This is a genomic window from Acinetobacter rudis (genome assembly GCF_031157835.1).
In the GTDB taxonomy this organism is placed as follows: domain Bacteria; phylum Pseudomonadota; class Gammaproteobacteria; order Pseudomonadales; family Moraxellaceae; genus Acinetobacter; species Acinetobacter rudis_A.
On sequence record NZ_JAVIDR010000001.1, the window covers coordinates 21680 to 39772 of the forward strand.

At 38.3% G+C, this 18093-nt stretch carries 18 protein-coding genes; 5 read left to right on the forward strand and 13 right to left on the reverse strand.

Annotated elements, in window-relative coordinates:
- Nucleotides 1-20: 20 nt before the first annotated feature.
- From RFH42_RS00100 to RFH42_RS00150, 11 genes are all read right to left on the reverse strand, one after another.
- Nucleotides 21-989: a 2-hydroxyacid dehydrogenase gene (locus RFH42_RS00100; RefSeq protein ID WP_308973508.1), complete on the reverse strand. Its 969-nt coding sequence runs from the start codon at nt 987-989 to the stop codon at nt 21-23.
- 140 nt (nt 990-1129) lie between these two features.
- Nucleotides 1130-1801, reverse strand: coding sequence for a hypothetical protein (locus RFH42_RS00105; protein ID WP_308973509.1), 672 nt, complete (start codon nt 1799-1801; stop codon nt 1130-1132).
- 133 nt (nt 1802-1934) lie between these two features.
- Complete coding sequence (locus RFH42_RS00110; protein WP_308973510.1) at nt 1935-3824, reverse strand: M48 family metalloprotease; 1890 nt, start codon at nt 3822-3824, stop codon at nt 1935-1937.
- Between the two features lie 106 nt (nt 3825-3930).
- Nucleotides 3931-5472 carry an amidophosphoribosyltransferase gene (gene purF / locus RFH42_RS00115; RefSeq protein WP_308973511.1) on the reverse strand — a complete coding sequence of 514 codons (1542 nt, stop codon included), beginning with the start codon at nt 5470-5472 and terminating at the stop codon, nt 3931-3933.
- Between the two features lie 24 nt (nt 5473-5496).
- The gene (locus tag RFH42_RS00120) at nt 5497-6084 is read right to left on the reverse strand and encodes a CvpA family protein (protein ID WP_308973512.1); all 588 of its coding nucleotides are present in this window, start codon (nt 6082-6084) and stop codon (nt 5497-5499) included.
- Between the two features lie 6 nt (nt 6085-6090).
- Nucleotides 6091-7098, reverse strand: a complete 1008-nt coding sequence (locus tag RFH42_RS00125; protein WP_308973513.1) for a quinone-dependent dihydroorotate dehydrogenase — start codon at nt 7096-7098, stop codon at nt 6091-6093.
- A 90-nt stretch (nt 7099-7188) separates the two neighbouring features.
- Entirely contained in the window at nt 7189-7671 is a 483-nt protein-coding gene (gene gspM / locus RFH42_RS00130; RefSeq protein WP_308973514.1) for a type II secretion system protein GspM, read from the reverse strand.
- On the reverse strand, nt 7671-8813 hold the full coding sequence (gene gspL / locus RFH42_RS00135; protein ID WP_308973515.1) for a type II secretion system protein GspL: 1143 nt from the start codon (nt 8811-8813) through the stop codon (nt 7671-7673). Before gspL ends, gspM begins: the two co-directional genes overlap by 1 nt.
- A gap of 37 nt (nt 8814-8850) precedes the next feature.
- Nucleotides 8851-9306 carry a phosphohistidine phosphatase SixA gene (gene sixA / locus RFH42_RS00140; RefSeq protein WP_308973516.1) on the reverse strand — a complete coding sequence of 152 codons (456 nt, stop codon included), beginning with the start codon at nt 9304-9306 and terminating at the stop codon, nt 8851-8853.
- A 148-nt stretch (nt 9307-9454) separates the two neighbouring features.
- On the reverse strand, nt 9455-10525 hold the full coding sequence (locus RFH42_RS00145) for an NAD(P)H-dependent glycerol-3-phosphate dehydrogenase (RefSeq protein ID WP_308973517.1): 1071 nt from the start codon (nt 10523-10525) through the stop codon (nt 9455-9457).
- Nucleotides 10526-10598: 73 nt separating this feature from the next.
- Nucleotides 10599-11174 carry a nitroreductase family protein gene (locus RFH42_RS00150; RefSeq protein WP_308973518.1) on the reverse strand — a complete coding sequence of 192 codons (576 nt, stop codon included), beginning with the start codon at nt 11172-11174 and terminating at the stop codon, nt 10599-10601.
- 255 nt (nt 11175-11429) lie between these two features.
- On the opposite strand from RFH42_RS00150, the gene RFH42_RS00155 reads away from it, so the two are divergent.
- On the forward strand, nt 11430-11813 hold the full coding sequence (locus tag RFH42_RS00155; RefSeq protein ID WP_308973519.1) for a hypothetical protein: 384 nt from the start codon (nt 11430-11432) through the stop codon (nt 11811-11813).
- A gap of 104 nt (nt 11814-11917) precedes the next feature.
- Here RFH42_RS00155 and RFH42_RS00160 read toward each other — a convergent pair whose 3' ends face one another.
- Entirely contained in the window at nt 11918-13621 is a 1704-nt protein-coding gene (locus RFH42_RS00160; protein ID WP_308973520.1) for a M61 family metallopeptidase, read from the reverse strand.
- 171 nt (nt 13622-13792) lie between these two features.
- Here RFH42_RS00160 and RFH42_RS00165 point away from each other — a divergent pair, with 171 nt between their 5' ends.
- Both RFH42_RS00165 and RFH42_RS00170 read left to right on the forward strand, forming a co-directional pair.
- Nucleotides 13793-15067, forward strand: coding sequence for a D-alanyl-D-alanine carboxypeptidase family protein (locus tag RFH42_RS00165; protein WP_308973521.1), 1275 nt, complete (start codon nt 13793-13795; stop codon nt 15065-15067).
- 209 nt (nt 15068-15276) lie between these two features.
- A complete protein-coding gene (locus tag RFH42_RS00170; RefSeq protein ID WP_308973522.1) occupies nt 15277-15762 on the forward strand; it encodes an FKBP-type peptidyl-prolyl cis-trans isomerase in 486 nt (161 codons plus the stop codon).
- Nucleotides 15763-15834: 72 nt separating this feature from the next.
- On the opposite strand, the gene yaaA is transcribed toward RFH42_RS00170, so the two are convergent.
- Nucleotides 15835-16608: a peroxide stress protein YaaA gene (gene yaaA, locus RFH42_RS00175; protein WP_308973523.1), complete on the reverse strand. Its 774-nt coding sequence runs from the start codon at nt 16606-16608 to the stop codon at nt 15835-15837.
- A gap of 128 nt (nt 16609-16736) precedes the next feature.
- Here yaaA and RFH42_RS00180 point away from each other — a divergent pair, with 128 nt between their 5' ends.
- Nucleotides 16737-17396 (forward strand): alpha/beta hydrolase, encoded by a 660-nt coding sequence (locus RFH42_RS00180; protein ID WP_308973524.1) that lies wholly within the window; start codon nt 16737-16739, stop codon nt 17394-17396.
- 219 nt (nt 17397-17615) lie between these two features.
- A complete protein-coding gene (locus RFH42_RS00185) occupies nt 17616-17810 on the forward strand; it encodes a hypothetical protein (RefSeq protein WP_016656888.1) in 195 nt (64 codons plus the stop codon).
- Nucleotides 17811-18093: the final 283 nt, after the last annotated feature.

An 18093-nucleotide genomic window follows, 5' to 3' on the forward strand; every position in this document is an offset into this window, starting at 1 on the left:
TTGGCAAGCTTGTTCTTCTTTCAGAGTGACTGGCTATTTACCAAATAGCGAGGTTGATGACCTGCCAATGCATCAACCAATTGCTGATAGGCTAGCTCAGCCATCTTTTTACGTGTCTGTGCTGTCGCAGAACCCACATGGGGCAAAGTCACAATATAATCCAAATCAAATAGATCACTCTGTTTTAATGGCTCATGTCGATAAACATCAAGACCCGCTGCAAAAATAGTTCGCTGCAAAATAGCATCTCGCAATGCAGTCTCATCCAATACTGACCCACGTGAAATATTCACTAAAACTGCATGTTTTTGCATTTGAGCCAAAGCAGCTGCATCTATTAATTGATTAGAATCAGCATTTAAATCAACAGCTAACACCACAAAATCAGACTGTTGCAACAATTCATTTAAACTACAATAACGCGCATTTAAAGCTGCTGCACGTTCAGGGCGTTGTTGACGGCCATGATATAAAATATTCATATTGAAACCATGAAATGCACGACGTGCAATTGCCTGACCAATATTACCTAAGCCCACAACACCTAAGGTACGACCAAAAATTTCTTGTCCAAACTGGTCAGAACCAACTGTACGTTGCCAGTGGCCTTGTTTAGTCCACTTATCTAACCGTGTTACTTGTTTTGCTGCACTCATTAAAAGTGTAAATGCTAAATCTGCTGTGGTTTCAGTTAAAACATGTGGTGTATGTGCTAACCAGATGCCTTGTTTACTGAGGTAATCTACATCATAGTTATCATAGCCCACACTAACAGAAGAAATTACTTTTAAATGTTTTGCAGATTGAAGATGACTTGCATTTAGTACTCGTCCAGCGCCAATCATGCCATCCGCATCCACAACTGCTTCCTGAATTTGTGCTTGCACATCTCCTAATTTAGGATTAATTACAACCACATCATAATCTTGTTGTAAGCGTTGTAAAATTTCAGCATCAATTTGACTAAACACAACTACTTTCTGTTTCATCACTTTTCCCTGTACTTTTAAATCATTATTGTTTCAAATACCAACATACCGCAAAATACACTGCTTGCAAGCCAAAATAAAATATCTAATTATTCAATAGAATAGAATCAAAGCACTAAGGATAATGCCATTTAAGGAAATCAATTTCCCTGCATCACATGCCAAAGTTTTCGTTTCAGTAAAGGCTGATCTAACATTTCTTGCAGACTTGGCATTATTAGAAGTTGTTTACTTAGCGTGATAGGAAGCTGCCCTAAAGCAACAATGCTTTGTTCTTGCTGCAATGCTGCTAAAAAGCCAGCAACATAAGCACTAACACCTCGGCCATCTTGCAAATGCACTAGCGCAAAAGGCCATTTTAATTGATAACTTTGACCTGATTGCGAAGCCTGAATATTAGATAACAACGTCTGTTGCTCAGCATTCAATTGTGTACTATCCAGAACTAAAATATGCCGTGCAAACACCACTGCCTGCAACTCAAATGCCTCTACAACAAGCTGTTCATCCTCAACAACCAATACTTGTTCTAATTCGAGCGAAGTTTCTGGCACGTCCTTTACAACATTCGGACTTGGAACTACTTTTTCTGGTTCAGAAATAACATGCTTTGCATTTAAATCACGGTGCTCTACAACTTGTTGCAAATTCGGTAAGTTTATAGCAATAGAAGAATGATGTTGATCAACCACGGAATCGCGATAAAGTACATTTTCTATAGTTTTTAGATGAGATTGATCTTTAGCTACCCATAGGTCAATTCCCATGTATGCCAACATCTGTCGTTGTTGCGCTAAAGCATGTACATCCATAAAAAATCAACACCCTACCAATAATTAAAACGTCTTCTTAAAACCCAGCTATTCTAACCTGAGTTGGACTGAATTACTCATGCTAATCTAGATAGACGTTTTTTTAATATTCGACTAATTCACTGCAATCAAATTATATAATCATCATACTATTTTTCTTTTGCATCTCTTCAACAATTTGACGATGCTCAAAACCCAATCGCCAATACAGTAGTGCCAATACATCAAGCTCATCTTGAGTAATGATACGATCATTCCACAAACAAATTTCAGCAACACCTAATATACTCAGTCGATCACGCAACAATAGTCCACTTATATCATTTAAGATTTCACCTAAATCTATAGGCTCATCAGAAATAACCTCATAAAGTTCCAGTTCTTCCTCGTTCAATACTTTTTTTAATATGCGTTCACGCACATCCATTTGATTCGCACTATTAATTTGTTGAACGTGTAACAAAGCATCAATTAATCTTACAATCTGAGGCTTCACATTTTCCAATGAGGTCGGTGTATGCATAGGTAGTAAATTTAACTGTGCCTTCACGCGCTCCAACAACAAAGCATCCAATAAACCAATTTCACCATCTTCTTGAATAATTTTAGCCAGTTTAGTCAAAAATTGGCGCGAGATTGTGGCTGGAATATTTCCCAATCTCTCACATGCATCATGAAAAATTTGAATATGTAATCGACCATCTATATTGAGTAAAGCATCAATAATTGCTCTACTCACTTCAGCACCAACGGGTATAAATTCACGATACTGCCGAATCATTAAAATTGCGACCATCAACTCTCTTGAACCGCTTGAGGTCTGGAGCGCTCGTATAATGAGTTCTGGACGCTGCATTTGTTTACGAATATCGCTATTTAAAGGTTTGATTGCATCTTTAATAGCAAAACTAATTGGTGATAAACGCAGTAATGGTAAAGGTTGTGGTGCCAACCAAGGGTTATAGCTTTCCCCACTACTTTCATCTAAAACATGCATTAAACTTAACCATGTTTTACTACTAATTTTAGTCAAATTTTCTAGCTGTAAATCTTGTAATAACGTGGGATTCAGCTCATACAAACGTGCTTCAATACTTGGATGAATATTCAACCAGCTTTGCGGACCCAAAGAGTTTGCAAAACACATATGGGCAATTGCCTCAGAATACTCGCTATGGATTTGAGAACCCGCATGGTGTACATAAATTCTTAATAGCGTTTGAATATTAGCTTGATGTGATGATAATTGTTTTGTTTGATAGTCATTATCAAAGGTTCGCCCACGCAAAGTTAAGTACTTAATAAGACGAGTATTTAAGACTCCCATACTACCTGTCAACCAAATCAAACCACCAACAACAACGAAAGCAGTCTCAAACTTATGACGCGAATGTGCTGAAGCCTGTTTAAAACCCTGTTTTGCAATCTTGCTTCCCCACTGACTAAAACTGGTTAATCCACTATATAAAATTTTTAGTCGGGTATTTTCCGTTGCCTCTCCAGTTAAAATCTGATTAAACTCATGCGCGAGAAGTCCATATAATTCTGTTTCATCTAAATTTTGTAATGCACCCCAAGTCAGAATTATGACTGTATTTTTAGTATAAAACCCCGCAGTTAATGCATTTACTCCAATTTCATCAGGCAAGACATAAACAGCAGGAACTTCAATAAAAAAACGTTGCGCCAAACGTTCCACCAACTCTAAAGCTGTATGCTCTTCGGGTGTACTTTCTAATTTATTCAAGCGACGAGCACGTAATTGTTTAGCTAAAGAATGTCCACCAGCACGAAAGACATAAAGCTCATAGAGTACAGACCAACCAATAATCGAGATTAATAACACCAATAAGTAAGGGCTTAAACTGTGCCATAAAATATTTTGGCTTTGATCAAAATAATAGACCAACAAACCCAAAATAGTATTTAAAATAAAAATCGTCAGTAACATGGCCAGCAAACTCATACTGACTGACCAAAAAATTTTCTTATGATTTTTTAGATAATAACCCACATTTTTCAATGTAAAGCGCCCCTATTATTTCTGCTCCCTATCATAAATGAAAAAAGTGGGAACAACCCACTTTTTTCATTTTGCTTGCAACAATATAAAATTAAGCCAATTTAACTCAAGATTCTTTAATCCCAGTCAAATCAACTGATGCCGCATCAATATTCACATCAATATAACCATCTTTGTCTTTTTTAGCCGAATCACTGCGACTTTTTTCCAAGCGATCTAGATAGTCTACATCAATATCACCTGTCACATAGATACCATCAAATACAGAACAATCAAACTCAGTGACCGTAGGTACTTTATCAGTACGAACCGCATTTTTAAGATCTTCAAGGTCTTGGAATATAAGACGATCCGCCTCAATGATATCGCGAATTTCTTCTACGTTACGGTTTGATGCAATAAGCTCAGCTTTCGCTGGCATATCAATACCATAAACGTTTGGATATTTCACCATTGGTGCAGCAGATGCAAAAAATACTTTTTTCGCACCAGCATCTCGTGCCATTTGAATAATTTCATTACACGTTGTACCACGTACAATCGAATCATCTACCAAAAGTACATTCTTACCTTTGAACTCAAGTTCAACAGGGTTCAACTTTTGACGAACTGATTTTTTACGTTGCTGTTGACCAGGCATAATAAAGGTTCGACCAATATATCGATTCTTCATGAAGCCTTCACGGAATTTAATTCCCAACGTATTAGCCAACTCCAATGCAGAAGTTCGACTTGTATCTGGAATTGGAATCACAACATCGATTTCGTGTTGTTCACCCCATTCAGCCAATATTTTATGTGCTAATTTCTCACCCATTTTTAAGCGAGCTTTATACACAGAAATACCGTCTATTGTTGCATCTGGACGAGCAAAATATACATATTCAAAAATACATGGGCGATAACGAGATTCAGCTGCGCATTGCTGGCTGAATAGTTCACCATCTGCATTAATATAAATTGCTTCACCTGGTGCAATATCACGCTCAACTTTAAAACCAAGTGCTGTAATTGCAACAGATTCTGAGGCGATAATATATTCTGTTTGGCCCGTTTCAGTTTGGCGAGAACCATAAACCAATGGACGAATACCATTCGGATCTCGAAAACCTACCAAACCATGACCTGTAATCATTGCAACTACACCATAAGCACCTTTACAACGCTCATGTACACGACCAACCGTATGGAAGATATCTTCAGGTTGTGGGTGTAAAGTGGCACGCTTTTGTAGTTCATGTGCAAAAACGTTGAGTAATACTTCTGAATCAGAGTCAGTATTCATGTGTCGAAGATCAGAACTAAATAAATCTTCGTGGATTTCCGCTGCATTGGTCAAGTTACCATTGTGCGCCAAGGTAATACCATAAGGAGAGTTCACATAAAATGGCTGCGCTTCGGCACTGCTTGATGAACCTGCTGTCGGATAACGCACATGGCCAATACCATAGTTGCCAAGTAATGCGCGCATATGACGAGTATGAAATACATCACGCACCATACCATTATCTTTACGCAAAAATAATCTGCCATTGTGACAAGTTACAATGCCGGCTGCATCCTGTCCCCGATGTTGTAACATCGTTAAAGCATCAAATAACATTTGGTTGACAGGTGATTTACCTGCTATACCAACGACTCCACACATAGCTACCTCGCAGACCAGCTCGGATTAATAAAACGGATTTTTTGTGCCATTATTCGTCTGTTCTGTAGCTTGTACAGTTGTATCAGTACGATTACGGTCACTTTCGGTATTTGATGACGCAGGCTTAATTTCATTCAAAGCCTGATTCGCTACATTCTTACTCAATTCTGTTGCCAATGGTGCATATGGCAATAAACTTTGTACCAGCTTAGACTGTCTCCAGTAAGGTGAACTTTCGACCCAAGGCCCTAAACCTTGCATCGTGATCAGTACGATAAGCAACCCTTTAACCCCACCAAACAGACCTCCTGCTAGGCGGTTTAGCGGTCCAAGCTTTAAAGTTTTCAATAAACTATCTAGAAAAGTACTCAGAATCCAAGATAACACGACAACGAACAAAATAATCACAGCAAAAGCCGCAATTTTTTGTACGACAGGATCCATACTCAAAACTGACATTGCAGGTGCTACGGTTACTGCATATTTAGCAGCTAAAATGAGTGCCAAGACCCACCCCAGCAAATTTGCTAAAGCCTTAACAAATCCTTGGCGCAAACCGTTTAGCCCTCCCATGAGCAAAATCAGTAATATGGCGATATCTAATCCATTCATAGGCAATTAGTGGGCCAATGCTTCAGCACATTCCTTAACCAACTCAGGACCAGTATAAATTAAACCACTATATAACTGTACTAACTGTGCACCAGCTTGTTGCTTCGCCACTGCATGTTCAGCAGCAACAATGCCTCCAACACCAATTAAAGCAACTTTACCTTTTAAACGTGGCGCAAATGCTTTAAGACAAGCTGTGCTCTTTTCAAAAACAGGTGCACCAGATAAACCACCTGCTTCATCAGCGTGTGGCTGACCTTCAACACCCTCTCGAGATAAAGTTGTATTTGTAACAATTAGGCCATCGATCTTAAATTGAATCAACTGTGAAGCAATAAAATCAATATCTGTAGCGCTTAGGTCTGGTGCAACTTTAAGCACCATTGGGACATAATGCTGATATTGCTCTGCCAATTCCAATTGTTTTGCTTTTAGGCTCTCAAGCAATTCAGTCAATGCATGACCACTTTGTAAACTACGTAAGTTCTTAGTATTTGGAGAAGAGATATTAACGGTTACATATGAGGCGTAGTTATAAACTTTTTCAAGACAAATCAAATAGTCTGAAGTCGCATTTTCTACTGGAGTATCGGCATTTTTGCCAATATTAATACCCAAGACCCCTTTAAATTTTGCAGCCTTAACATTTGCAACAAGTTGATCTACACCATCATTATTAAATCCCATACGGTTAATAATGGCTTTTGACTGCGCTAAACGAAATAGTCTTGGCTTTTCATTCCCAGATTGTGGGCGAGGAGTCACTGTACCCACTTCAATAAACCCGAAGCCCATACCTGAAAGTGCATCAATGTATGCACCATTTTTATCTAGACCTGCTGCAAGACCTACAGGGTTTGGAAATTCAATTCCCATACAACTCACTGGATTGGCTGCAATCTTCTGTTGCATCATGCCCATTTTATGTGCAGTTTTCAGCATCGATAAGCTGAGCTCATGTGCACGCTCTGGGTCCATAGAAAACAATAACGGGCGAGCGAGAGAATACAACATATTTTTGTCTGTCTACTGCTTTAAAGTCGCCAATAGTATAGTCATAGCCCCCAAAAAACGCCATGCTTACACAAGGTTTATTTTAAAGACTTAATGAATCACTGCTGTTAATTTGATCTGACTCTCCTGCTTTTGCATATCTAACTGATCGACACTCACTCCCATTTGTGCAATCTGCGTTAAAAAATTAGCTAAAACAGCATAGTTTTCATGTTGTGCCGTTAACTGAAAAGCACGCTCACCTTGCTGTTGAGTGGCAACCGAAAGTCCTTGTTGTTGAGCAACACGTTGTACCTTATCTGTTGTACTTAATGCCAAATCATCTGCAGGTTTCATACTTTCCACATTGCTTTGCATCCAAACCATGGTTTCTTTTAGTTCGACCAAACGCTTATTTTGATTTTCTGCAGCTAAATGCATATACCACAGTGCAGAACCTATTGAAGCAACAATGATTACAATACCTGCTACAATCACCATAATTCGCTCACGAACTGTGAGTCGATCTAAATACTCATTAATACGATCAAACATCTGATCAATTTTGTTTTGAATAGCACTGAAGTCTTTCATTATTGTATATTCACCGCACCAATCACTGACTCGCCTTGAGTCTGTATATTTCCAAGCTTCGCTTTAAAACCTTGTTGATTTAACTGTTTTACCAAAGCTTGCAATGTTTCAGATGATTGGCCAACAAGATCCATATTTAACCCTGTGCCATCATAAACAACCCGATTCGCAACAATTCTTTGCTGCATCAAAATAGGACCAACTCGACTAATTAATTGTAAAGCCTGAGTATTAGCATTCTGACTTTGCTCTAATTTTTTTGAAAATTGCTCTTTAAGATTATGCTCATTGACACTTCGAGTCTGACCAAACCATGACCGATACTGATCCAATGCCATAATAGCTGTTTCATCACCTAGTTTTTTCAACTTTACCCAGCGTAAAACGTCATAACTAAACTGGGTCAATAACAGTACCAAAAACAAGACAGCACTTGCTTTCCAGTAACCTGACCACTTTTGATCTTTATCTTTTTGTTTTGGCAATACATTAAATGGATGCTGTTTAAAACGTTTATTTACAGTAAACACATAATCAAAGCTTTGTCTTCGCTCTGCGGTTGTTGTTGCAGCCAAACTTTCAAATTGCGAATCACTCAATTGACTATACAAAATCGTTTTTTCAGCATCTAAAAGTTCTAATGTAAGTGCTAAATCATCTACTGAATTACCTACATACTCTGTTTCACGGACCAATAAACGACCATGAATATTTGCGATAACCACTTGATCAACTGTTGGTGTGGGTAATAATAAATAGTCTGGTAATAGAGCAATAATTTTTAAAGGTAAGAGACTTAGGCTATGTTGCATCGTCGTCACAGCATGCTGAGCAACGCCTAAAACAGTGACTTGATCAGGGCTTTGAAAATGTGAAAACACCTTCATCTGATCAATAGAAGAAATAATATACTCTTCGAGTAAATAACGAATACCAGTAGGTCCGAGTTGTTTATACTGCGACTTCGTCAAGCGCTGTTCTAATAATTGAACCTCTCGACTAGGAAAAAAAACAACCGCTTCCATTCCCTTGTCGAGTTGCAATTCTTGTATTAACTGTTCAAGACTTGTGGCTTGCATCCATTGTTCGCCACGCGACCAATACCAGTCCCCGTTGGCCTCGGGCATCCATAAATACAACATGAATTATGCTTTAACCTTGATTAATTTTATTTTCATTTTAAGCTGTTGGAATAAATACACTTTGTTGAGTAGATAAACCATTGGCAATCACTGCTTGCTGATAAATACGAGCCTCAGCTAAAGCAAAGGGATGATAATGCTCTCCCGTTAATTGTGCAGCAATATGGCCAATCACATTCATATGACACACAACAGAAATGTGTTCAAAAGGTAGTTTTTCTAACCATGCGATAGCATCTTCTGCTGCATCATCGGGCTTGATCTTATCACAGATTAATACAGGTACAGTAGGAAAATAAGCCTGAATAAATGCCAAAGTTTGTTGAGCACGTAACAACGGACTAACAACAAATACATCTGGTGCCAATTGTTGTTTTAAAAATTGTGCAGTTTGTTGTGCTTGCTGTTGCCCACGTTCAGTAAGTGGGCGCTTATGGTCATTGCCATTTTGAGCAGGTGCTGCTTCACCATGCCGAACAAGGGTCAGTTGCATTCATATTCCTTCTTTGATTTATCGTTAAGTATAACGAGGCTTTGTTACAATTGTAGCGACATCAGCCTCATTTTTACACAAATTACTGTTACTCAACTAGAATGTGAAACGAACCACCCTATCGCAATCAAATAGATGTAAATTTCACTTATACCGCATGATGAGGTAAAACAAACTCAACATCACTGCGATGTCCATTTTTCATTAATGCAACGGCAATTTGTAAAGGCGGCGCACCTTCAAAGATCACCGCATGTAACGCCTCGGTAATAGGCATATAAACATCTAATTGTTTCGCTCGAGCATTGACCTGTACGATGGTATTAATGCCTTCTGCCGTTTGCCCAAGCTCTTTACTGGCTTGTTCCAAACTTTTACCAGAGCCCAAAGCGAATCCCATTTGGTAATTGCGACTAAGAGGGCTATTACATGTGGCGAATAAATCACCAACCCCTGAAAGACCTAAAAAAGTGAGAGGGTTTGCACCTTGTTTGACTGCAAAACGGCTCATTTCAGCCAATGCACGTGTCAAAATCATACTCTTGGTATTTTCACCAACCTGATATGCTGCTGCAATTCCCATCGCAACTGCATAAATATTTTTTAATGCACCACCCAATTCCACCCCATGCACGTCATCACTGGCAAAGACGCGAAATAATGCACTATGTAATGCTTGTTGTACCGCATAGCGAACCAATTCTGAATCACTCGCAATGACCGTTCCAGCTGGCATACCTGCCATAATTTCTTTTGCTAGATTAGGGCCTGAAAGAACACCAAATGGGACCTCTGGCAACTCTTCCTGAATGATATCACTCATAAAACTGAAACTTTTAGCTTCAATACCCTTAGTCAAGGAAATGACAGCTTGAGCAGTAATAAACGGTTTGATCTGTTTCAATACATCACGAAATGAATGGCTTGGAATAGCGACTAAAATAATATCTCGATCACGTACAGCAATTTCTAAATCAGATTCAGCCACTAAACCTGCTTCTAAAGTAAAATCAGGCAAATAACGTTGGTTAATATGAGTACGGTTAATTTCATCTGCAACTGCAGCATCACGTATCCAGATTTTGGTGTCACAGCCATTACGTACAGCAGTATTCGCCATTGCAGTACCAAAACTACCACCACCCAATACAGTTATGCGCAGTGCAGTTTTTCGATCAACTACAATAGGGTCAACCAAATCCTTAAACATGTCAGACATTATCATTATCCTAAAAACATTCGTTTATGCTATTTTGCTTAAAAGTTGCAGCACTAAAACTGCAAAACAACAATCATTTTCCCCAATAACTGAGATAAAGTTGTGGATCAATTGGCGCACGGGCAGCGATTTCTTTTGCTGCTGTGCCAATATATATAATTCCAGAAATGAAATCTTGTTCTTTTAAGCCAAGTGACTGTTTTAAATGCGTTGATTCAACAACGGGCCCACTGCGCCACATAGCAGCAAAACCTTGTGCATGTAAAGATAACAATAAATTTTCAATTGCTGCACCACTGCTCAATAGCTGTTCAAATACTGGCACCTTAGGATGCTGCTGAACATCAGTTACCGCCAAAAGTAACATTGGTGCACGAAAAGGATGTTGTTTTACACGTTCAATTTGAGCAGGATCTGACTCTCCCATTGCAACCATTGACTCAGCAAGCAATTCACCAAAAGCTTGGCGTTGCTCTGCTGCAACTGCAATAAAACGTGTAGGTTTTAAGCGATGATGATCTGGTGCAGTTAAGGCTGCATGCAAAGCACGTTGCAACTGTTCACTATTTGGTGCAGGTGCAATTAGCTGCCCAATAGATTGACGTTGATGAATATTATCGTGAACGATTTGACACGGCGATACAGACATAGCACTCAATATCTCTGAATTAACAATACGATTTAGCTTAACACAAACAGATTCTTTTACAGCAAGCTCTCTTTCAGGGCCATCAGTTTTTTATACAACAGCTCTCATCCACCATTTTGTACTACAGCAATAAATATTTAAAATTCACAAAACCACAAAAGAAACTTCTTATTTTTCTGAGATGTATCGCATACAATTAAAGAGTATATTTAACAATCATTATTAATTCATTTATTTTAACTACTAGGAAATACGATGAAAAAATTATTAGCACTTAGCTCTACATTAATCGCAACAATGGTTTTAACTGCATGCGCAACCCAGCCAACACAAGGTTTAGCAATTCAAAAAGAAAATAACCAGTATGAAGTTACAGGAACAGGTAAAACTCAAATCATTGCTCGAAATAACGCTATTAGTGCAGCCAATACCACCTGTGGGAAAAAGGCTCAAGCAGTTGTGATTGATGAAAAATCAGAATATACCGGTGCTCTTAAAGGCGTTGTTAGTGACCAAACTGGTCAACTTATTACAGCAGCAGCGGGTGTTATTGGCACGATGGTAGGTAAAAACAATAGTCTAGAAAAAGATACTGACTACCAAACCACACTCACTTTTAGCTGCAAAGCCACTCAGTAATTTATACATATACCGTTTTGGTACGCATTGCGATTATTCCTGACTAAGTGCCAAAAAAAGACGAAGCCTAAACTTCGTCTTTAATTTTTCCAGTGCTTATTGAATCACGGTGTTAACCAAGCAGATAGCTTTTCCTGATCAAGCACTTTAAGTTCAACTTCAGGTAAAACAGTTTCATCGCTCTTAAACTCAAAGCTTAACAACTCATCACGTCTAAATACATGCACTTGACATGCCTTTCCTTGCTTAGCCACTTCAAGCATCATTGCTTCAGTCGCCTTTAAACCATCAATAGCCACAATCACATCAAGCGCAGAAATACCAGCCTGAGCTGCCACCCCCTCTCGACGTGCCTGAACCACATGCACACCATCAGGTTTTTGTTGCAACTTTAATCCTAGTGCTAAAGCTTTATCTTGTTTCAACTGATAGCTCAAACCAAACTCAGGTAACACCTGCTCTAAAGGTAACTCATCAGTATGATTAATTAAGAAGTTTAGACGATCACTCCAGTCTTGGCCGGTAAGCTCCTTACACAGCTCGTACATTGTACGTTCATTGACTTGAATCCCTTGTTGGGCACGACGATAAAGCAATCGTAATAAGTCATCCAAACTTGAACCATGACTACGTAAACCCAAGTCTAAACAAAGCGCCACCAAAGCGCCCTTATTGTAATAACTGGTTCCTGCTTGATTAGAATTTTCGTCTGGACGATAAAACTTAATCCAAGCATCAAAACTAGACTCAGCAACAGATTGAATAAAACGTCCAGGATTCTGTAAATAACGGTCTATCTGGGCTTTTAATAACGTCAAGTAGGAAGTCTGAGAAATTACACCACTACGATATAAAATTAAATCATCGTAATAAGACGTTATACCCTCAAAGATCCATAATAATGAGGTATAACTTTCCTGCTTTAATTCATAATTTACAAAATTTTCTGGTCGAATAAATTTCACCAACCACGCATGAAAATACTCATGGCTACATAAACCAAGAAAACGTTGATAAGCACTAGATGGTTCTGCCGCTTCATTTTGTTTTGGCAAATCATCACGAGGAGTGAGTAAACTGGTACTATTTGGATGCTCTAAACCTCCATAACTATTTTGTGTTGCCATAGTCATGAAAACATAGTGATCAAATGGTGCCGAACCGAACAATGCAATTTCAGTAGTACAAATTTTCTCAATATCCTGTTGCATACGCTCAGCATTCATTTGATGCTGGCCTGATACAACAAATTCATGCTCAATACCCTGTGCACTAAAGCTAAAACGTGTCTGTTCAGCAAGCTCAAGGGGACTATCAATTAATTGCATATAGTCTTGGGCATATAAGGTATAACGCCCTTTCACTAAGCTTTTATGTTTAAGCCCTGTTGCCAATTGAAAATGGGTTAACTCTGGAGGTAAAAAGACTTCTAGCTCTGTGGTTTTGTGTTCCTGACCTTGTAAAGCAAGGCAAACACAAGCAGGGTTCACATATAAGCGAGTTTGATCAACATATGCTCCACGCACTGAAAGATCATAGGCATAAACATCATACTCTACTGTAATCAATTCATGATCTGTATTAAATAAACGCCACTGATTTTTGGAAATTTTTTCAATGTCCAATTGACGACCATCTTCATCAAAAGCACGTACCGATTCAATGTGTTTAGCAAACTCACGAATGAGATAACTGCCAGGTATCCAACTTGGTAGCCAAAGTACCTGTGTTGGATCAGCAAGAAAGCGCAATGAGACATGGATTAGGTGTTGACGATAATCATCAAACTCAATTTGGTAATGCAACATAAATTATTTTCTATATGCTTCGCTGAAAGTTGTTGGATAGAGTAGCATTTTTTTACAAAGTGATGCGTTGTTCGTAGCGTTTGTCTACATCACACACTAGTCACGTTAACAAAAAAAGCATAGCATGCCGTCTGTTTTATGTTTCTACCCCTATGTGGAAAAGGTATCCGCTTGAAATTTTTTAATTCGCTCATCGCACTTGGTTGCTTCTGCTTTTCCACCTTCATTCATGCAGACTTGCTGAATATAAACCCTGCAACAGTTGAAGCTGAATCTTGGACTATTTTAGATACACAAACAGGCCAAATCATTGCTGAACATAATGGTCATGCACAGCGTGCCCCAGCATCATTAACAAAGATGATGACAGCTTATATTGCTTTAAAAGAAATTAAAGCAGGCCGTCTAAATGTAAATGAGGTCATTACAGCGACACCGATTGTTAGTATTGTTCAGCCTGATGAATCACAGATGTTTTTAAAACCTGGAGAAAAAATTAGCGTTGATCAACTCTTAGCAGGCTTAATTGTGATGTCTGCCAATGATGCGGCGGTTAGTCTTGCAGAGAAAATTTCAGGTAGCCTACCTGCTTTTGTTGAACGTATGAACCAAGAAGCCAAAGCGATTGGAATGCAAAACACACATTTTGCAAATCCGGCTGGGATTACAATGGATCAACATTTTTCCTCAGCACACGACTTAGCGTTATTAGGCGAAACCATAGTAAAACAAACTCCAGAATATCTTTCTTATTCTAAACAACCTAGCTTTAGTTATAAAAACAAAGAACACCATGCTACAAATCTAGTGCTTAAACTCGATCCAAGTAGTGATGGCATGAAAACAGGTTTTACTAAAGCTGCTGGCTATAACCTAGCACTAACAGCACATCGTCCTAATAGCCAACAAGGTCTTGCTGAACGTCGTTTAATGGTTGTAGTCATGGGCACTAAAAGCGCAGAAAAACGCGCTGAAGTGGCGTATAGATTACTTGATTTAGCTTTTTATTACACACGCAACCAAGTAGGCCTTGAGGGCAAGCAACTTATCGCTGAACTCCCTGTTAACAAAGCAACCAGCAAACTGTATAAAGTAGAAACTAAACAAAGTCAGCTTGTGACAACCAGTCTTTACTCACAAGCAAACGCAATTGATCTTGGACTCTTTGATTTAAACCAACACAAATTAATGCAAGCGAATGCACAAGGTCTCATGACAACCATTGCACCTAATATGGATGTTGTGACACATATGAATGTTGCTTTAAAACAGAAAGATTTAACTGCGCCTTTAGATCAAACAATGCAACTTGCTCAAGTGAATATTTATCAAGGTGATCAATTATTACAAAGTTTTGATATTGAAGATCAAGTTCATATTGAAGAAAGTACGTGGTATCAACGTTTTTGGGCATGGCTACAAGAAAAATTTCCTTTTTTAGCTTAATAGGTTAAATAAAGCCCAAGCATTGTTATAAAATTTTGTTACACGAATTTAGTCTTAGTTAAGAATCGGCATTGAAAATTTTCAATGCCGCCCCAATTGTCCAAACAATCATCATATTGTTGTTAAAAATGTGTTTTTTGATAGAAATATTCTACAAGCTGTAATTTTCACTTTATGATATACCCCTAAATACTCAATGGATCAATACAATGACTGATGCAATTGCAAATAACCATGTAGTTTCTTTCCACTACACTCTAACAAATGCTGAAGGTGAGACACTTGACCAATCTCAAGGTGAACCACTAGCCTATTTGCATGGCGCAGGTAATATCATCCCAGGTTTAGAAAAAGCTTTGGCTGGCAAAACTGTTGGTGAAAAATTCACAGTAAACGTTCCTGCTGCTGAAGGTTACGGTGAATACAACCCTGATCTTGTTCAGGAAGTGCCTAAGCAAATGTTCCAAGGTGTTGACAACATCGAACCTGGCATGCAATTCCAAGCGCAATCTGATGATGGCGTTCAAATCGTTACTGTTAAAGCTGTTGAAGCTGAAAACATCATTGTTGATGCTAACTTCCCACTTGCTGGTCAAGATTTAACTTTCCAAGTTGAAATCGTTGAAATCCGTGATGCTTCTGCTGAAGAACTTGAACACGGCCATGTACATGGTGCTGGTGGTCATCACCACTAAGATCGTTTTCGATCAAAAGGCCATCTCTTGATGGCCTTTTCTATTCTCGCTATTTAACTTTACTGTACTTTGTTATTGTTCATCACGTAAGAAAACCATGTTTTGAGCTGTCGATTGGGCAGCATCATAATAATACCCTTCAAGATTAAAATCTTTAAGTTGCTCTGCATGTTGTAACTGGTTTTCCACGATATAACGAGCCATTAAACCACGTGCCTTTTTCGCATAAAAACTAATAATTTTATACTTGCCATTTTTTTGATCCAAAAAGACAGGTTTTATAATTTCAGCCTGAATTTTAGCTTCATTTACCGCTTTATAATATTCATCTGAAGCAAGATTAATCAGTTGTGTAGACTGAGCTTGTTTTAAATCCTGATTAATTACCTCAGTAATTCGATCACCCCAAAACTGATATAGATTTGTACCACGTTCATTTTTAAGACGTATACCCATTTCTAGACGATAAGGCATCATCAAATCTAATGGTCGTAGTACACCATACAAACCAGATAACATACGCAAGTGTTGTTGAGAAAATTCAATTGCGGTATCAGATAAATGATAGGCATCTAAGCCACTGTATACATCCCCTTTGAATGCAAAAATTGCCTGACGCGCATTAGAAAAATCAAAATCTGCTTGCCAATCTCGAAAACGCTCTACATTTAACTGTGCTATTTTTTCACTCACGGTCATCAAGCTCATGATCTCCGAAGCAGACAACAGCTGTGCTTTATCAATTAGCTTCTGTGACTGTTCCAATAACCGTGGTTGAGTAAAAACATCTGTTGGCAACGCTGAACTATAATCTAAAGTTTTGGCTGGAGACAGTAATGCAAGCATAGTAGTCCTTATATATTCATGATCTATTCAGCACTATAACAGTACACATATTTTTATACCAATTCATGTTTTTAATCAGCACAATCGTTAAACTAAAACAGATTTTTTACTGAAATAAACTTAACTGTATGACTGATACCATTTTTTTTACTGGCGCAGCTGGTCAAATTGAAACTTATGTCGACTACCCTCAAAATGAAGTACGTGGTTTTGCATTGGTATGCCACCCTCACCCTCTCGTTGGTGGTACTCCGCAGCATAAAGTTCCTACGTTATTAGCTCAGTTATTCGTTGAACAAGGCTGTATTGTCTATCGCCCTAACTTTCGCGGTGTTGGCCAAAGCCAGGGTGATCATGACCATGGTATTGGTGAAACTGAAGATATGTTAGGTCTGATTGTACAGTTACATCAGAAACATCCAGATTTAGCGTTTTATGCCGCAGGGTTTAGCTTTGGTGCTCATGTCATTGCAAAATGTCACACTCAGCTCACTGACCATAATAAAGCCCGTCAACTCATTCTATGTGGGTTACCTACTGCCGATGTAGAAGTTGCAGGACTGAGACGTTATGACACACCTAACATACAAGGTGATCTCTTACTCATTCATGGAGAGCTAGATCAAATTACTAAACTCGAAGATTTGTTGAAATGGGCAAGACCACAACGCCACCTGATTACGGTGCTCCCAGGAGCAAATCATTATTTTACGGGTTATCTCAATCAGTTACGACTCGCTATTTCACGATTTTTACATGTTATTCCCCGTACACACACGCAGCAATAGCTAAAATGCATAACACTAAATAACCATGGATAGACAGGCTCAAGTACAGCCCTTTACTTGAGCTCGATTGACCCCTTTTTTTTATTTCATGCTCTTTATACTTCGCAATCCCTCTACGCTGCATAAAAAATAAATATTTTACAAGGACTTGCTTTATATATATATTGCATATATATTGTATATACATTTTTGCAATCACCTTATTCGGGAGATCTCTGTATGACTGAACAACCCAAAAAAAATAAGGTGAATAAAAAAGATGGTCAGCTCTTGATTCGCATTAACAGTGCTGAACGTGATCAATTTATTCGTCTTTGTGATGAACTTGATACCAGTGCAGCACGCGAACTCAGAAAATTTATTCGTGAATTTGTTAAAAAAAATCAAATCACGGACTTAACCAGTAAGGAGTAACATCATGTCTAAGCAGACTAAAGCGTTGAAAAAACAGATTAAAACCCGTCTTGAAAAAATTTCAAAACATCAGGGTAAAATCCAAAAACTTGAAAAAGAGTTGAAAAAGCAAAAATAAGCCACTGGCTTTTGCATAAATAAGTGAGCTATATCCATAACAATAATGGAAGATTGTAAATTGCTAGCAGGGATATAGCCTACTTAATCTATTGAAATCAAACACTAGATTTCAAAAAAATGTCCAATATGATTATACATTGGGCATTTTATTTATCTAATTAAA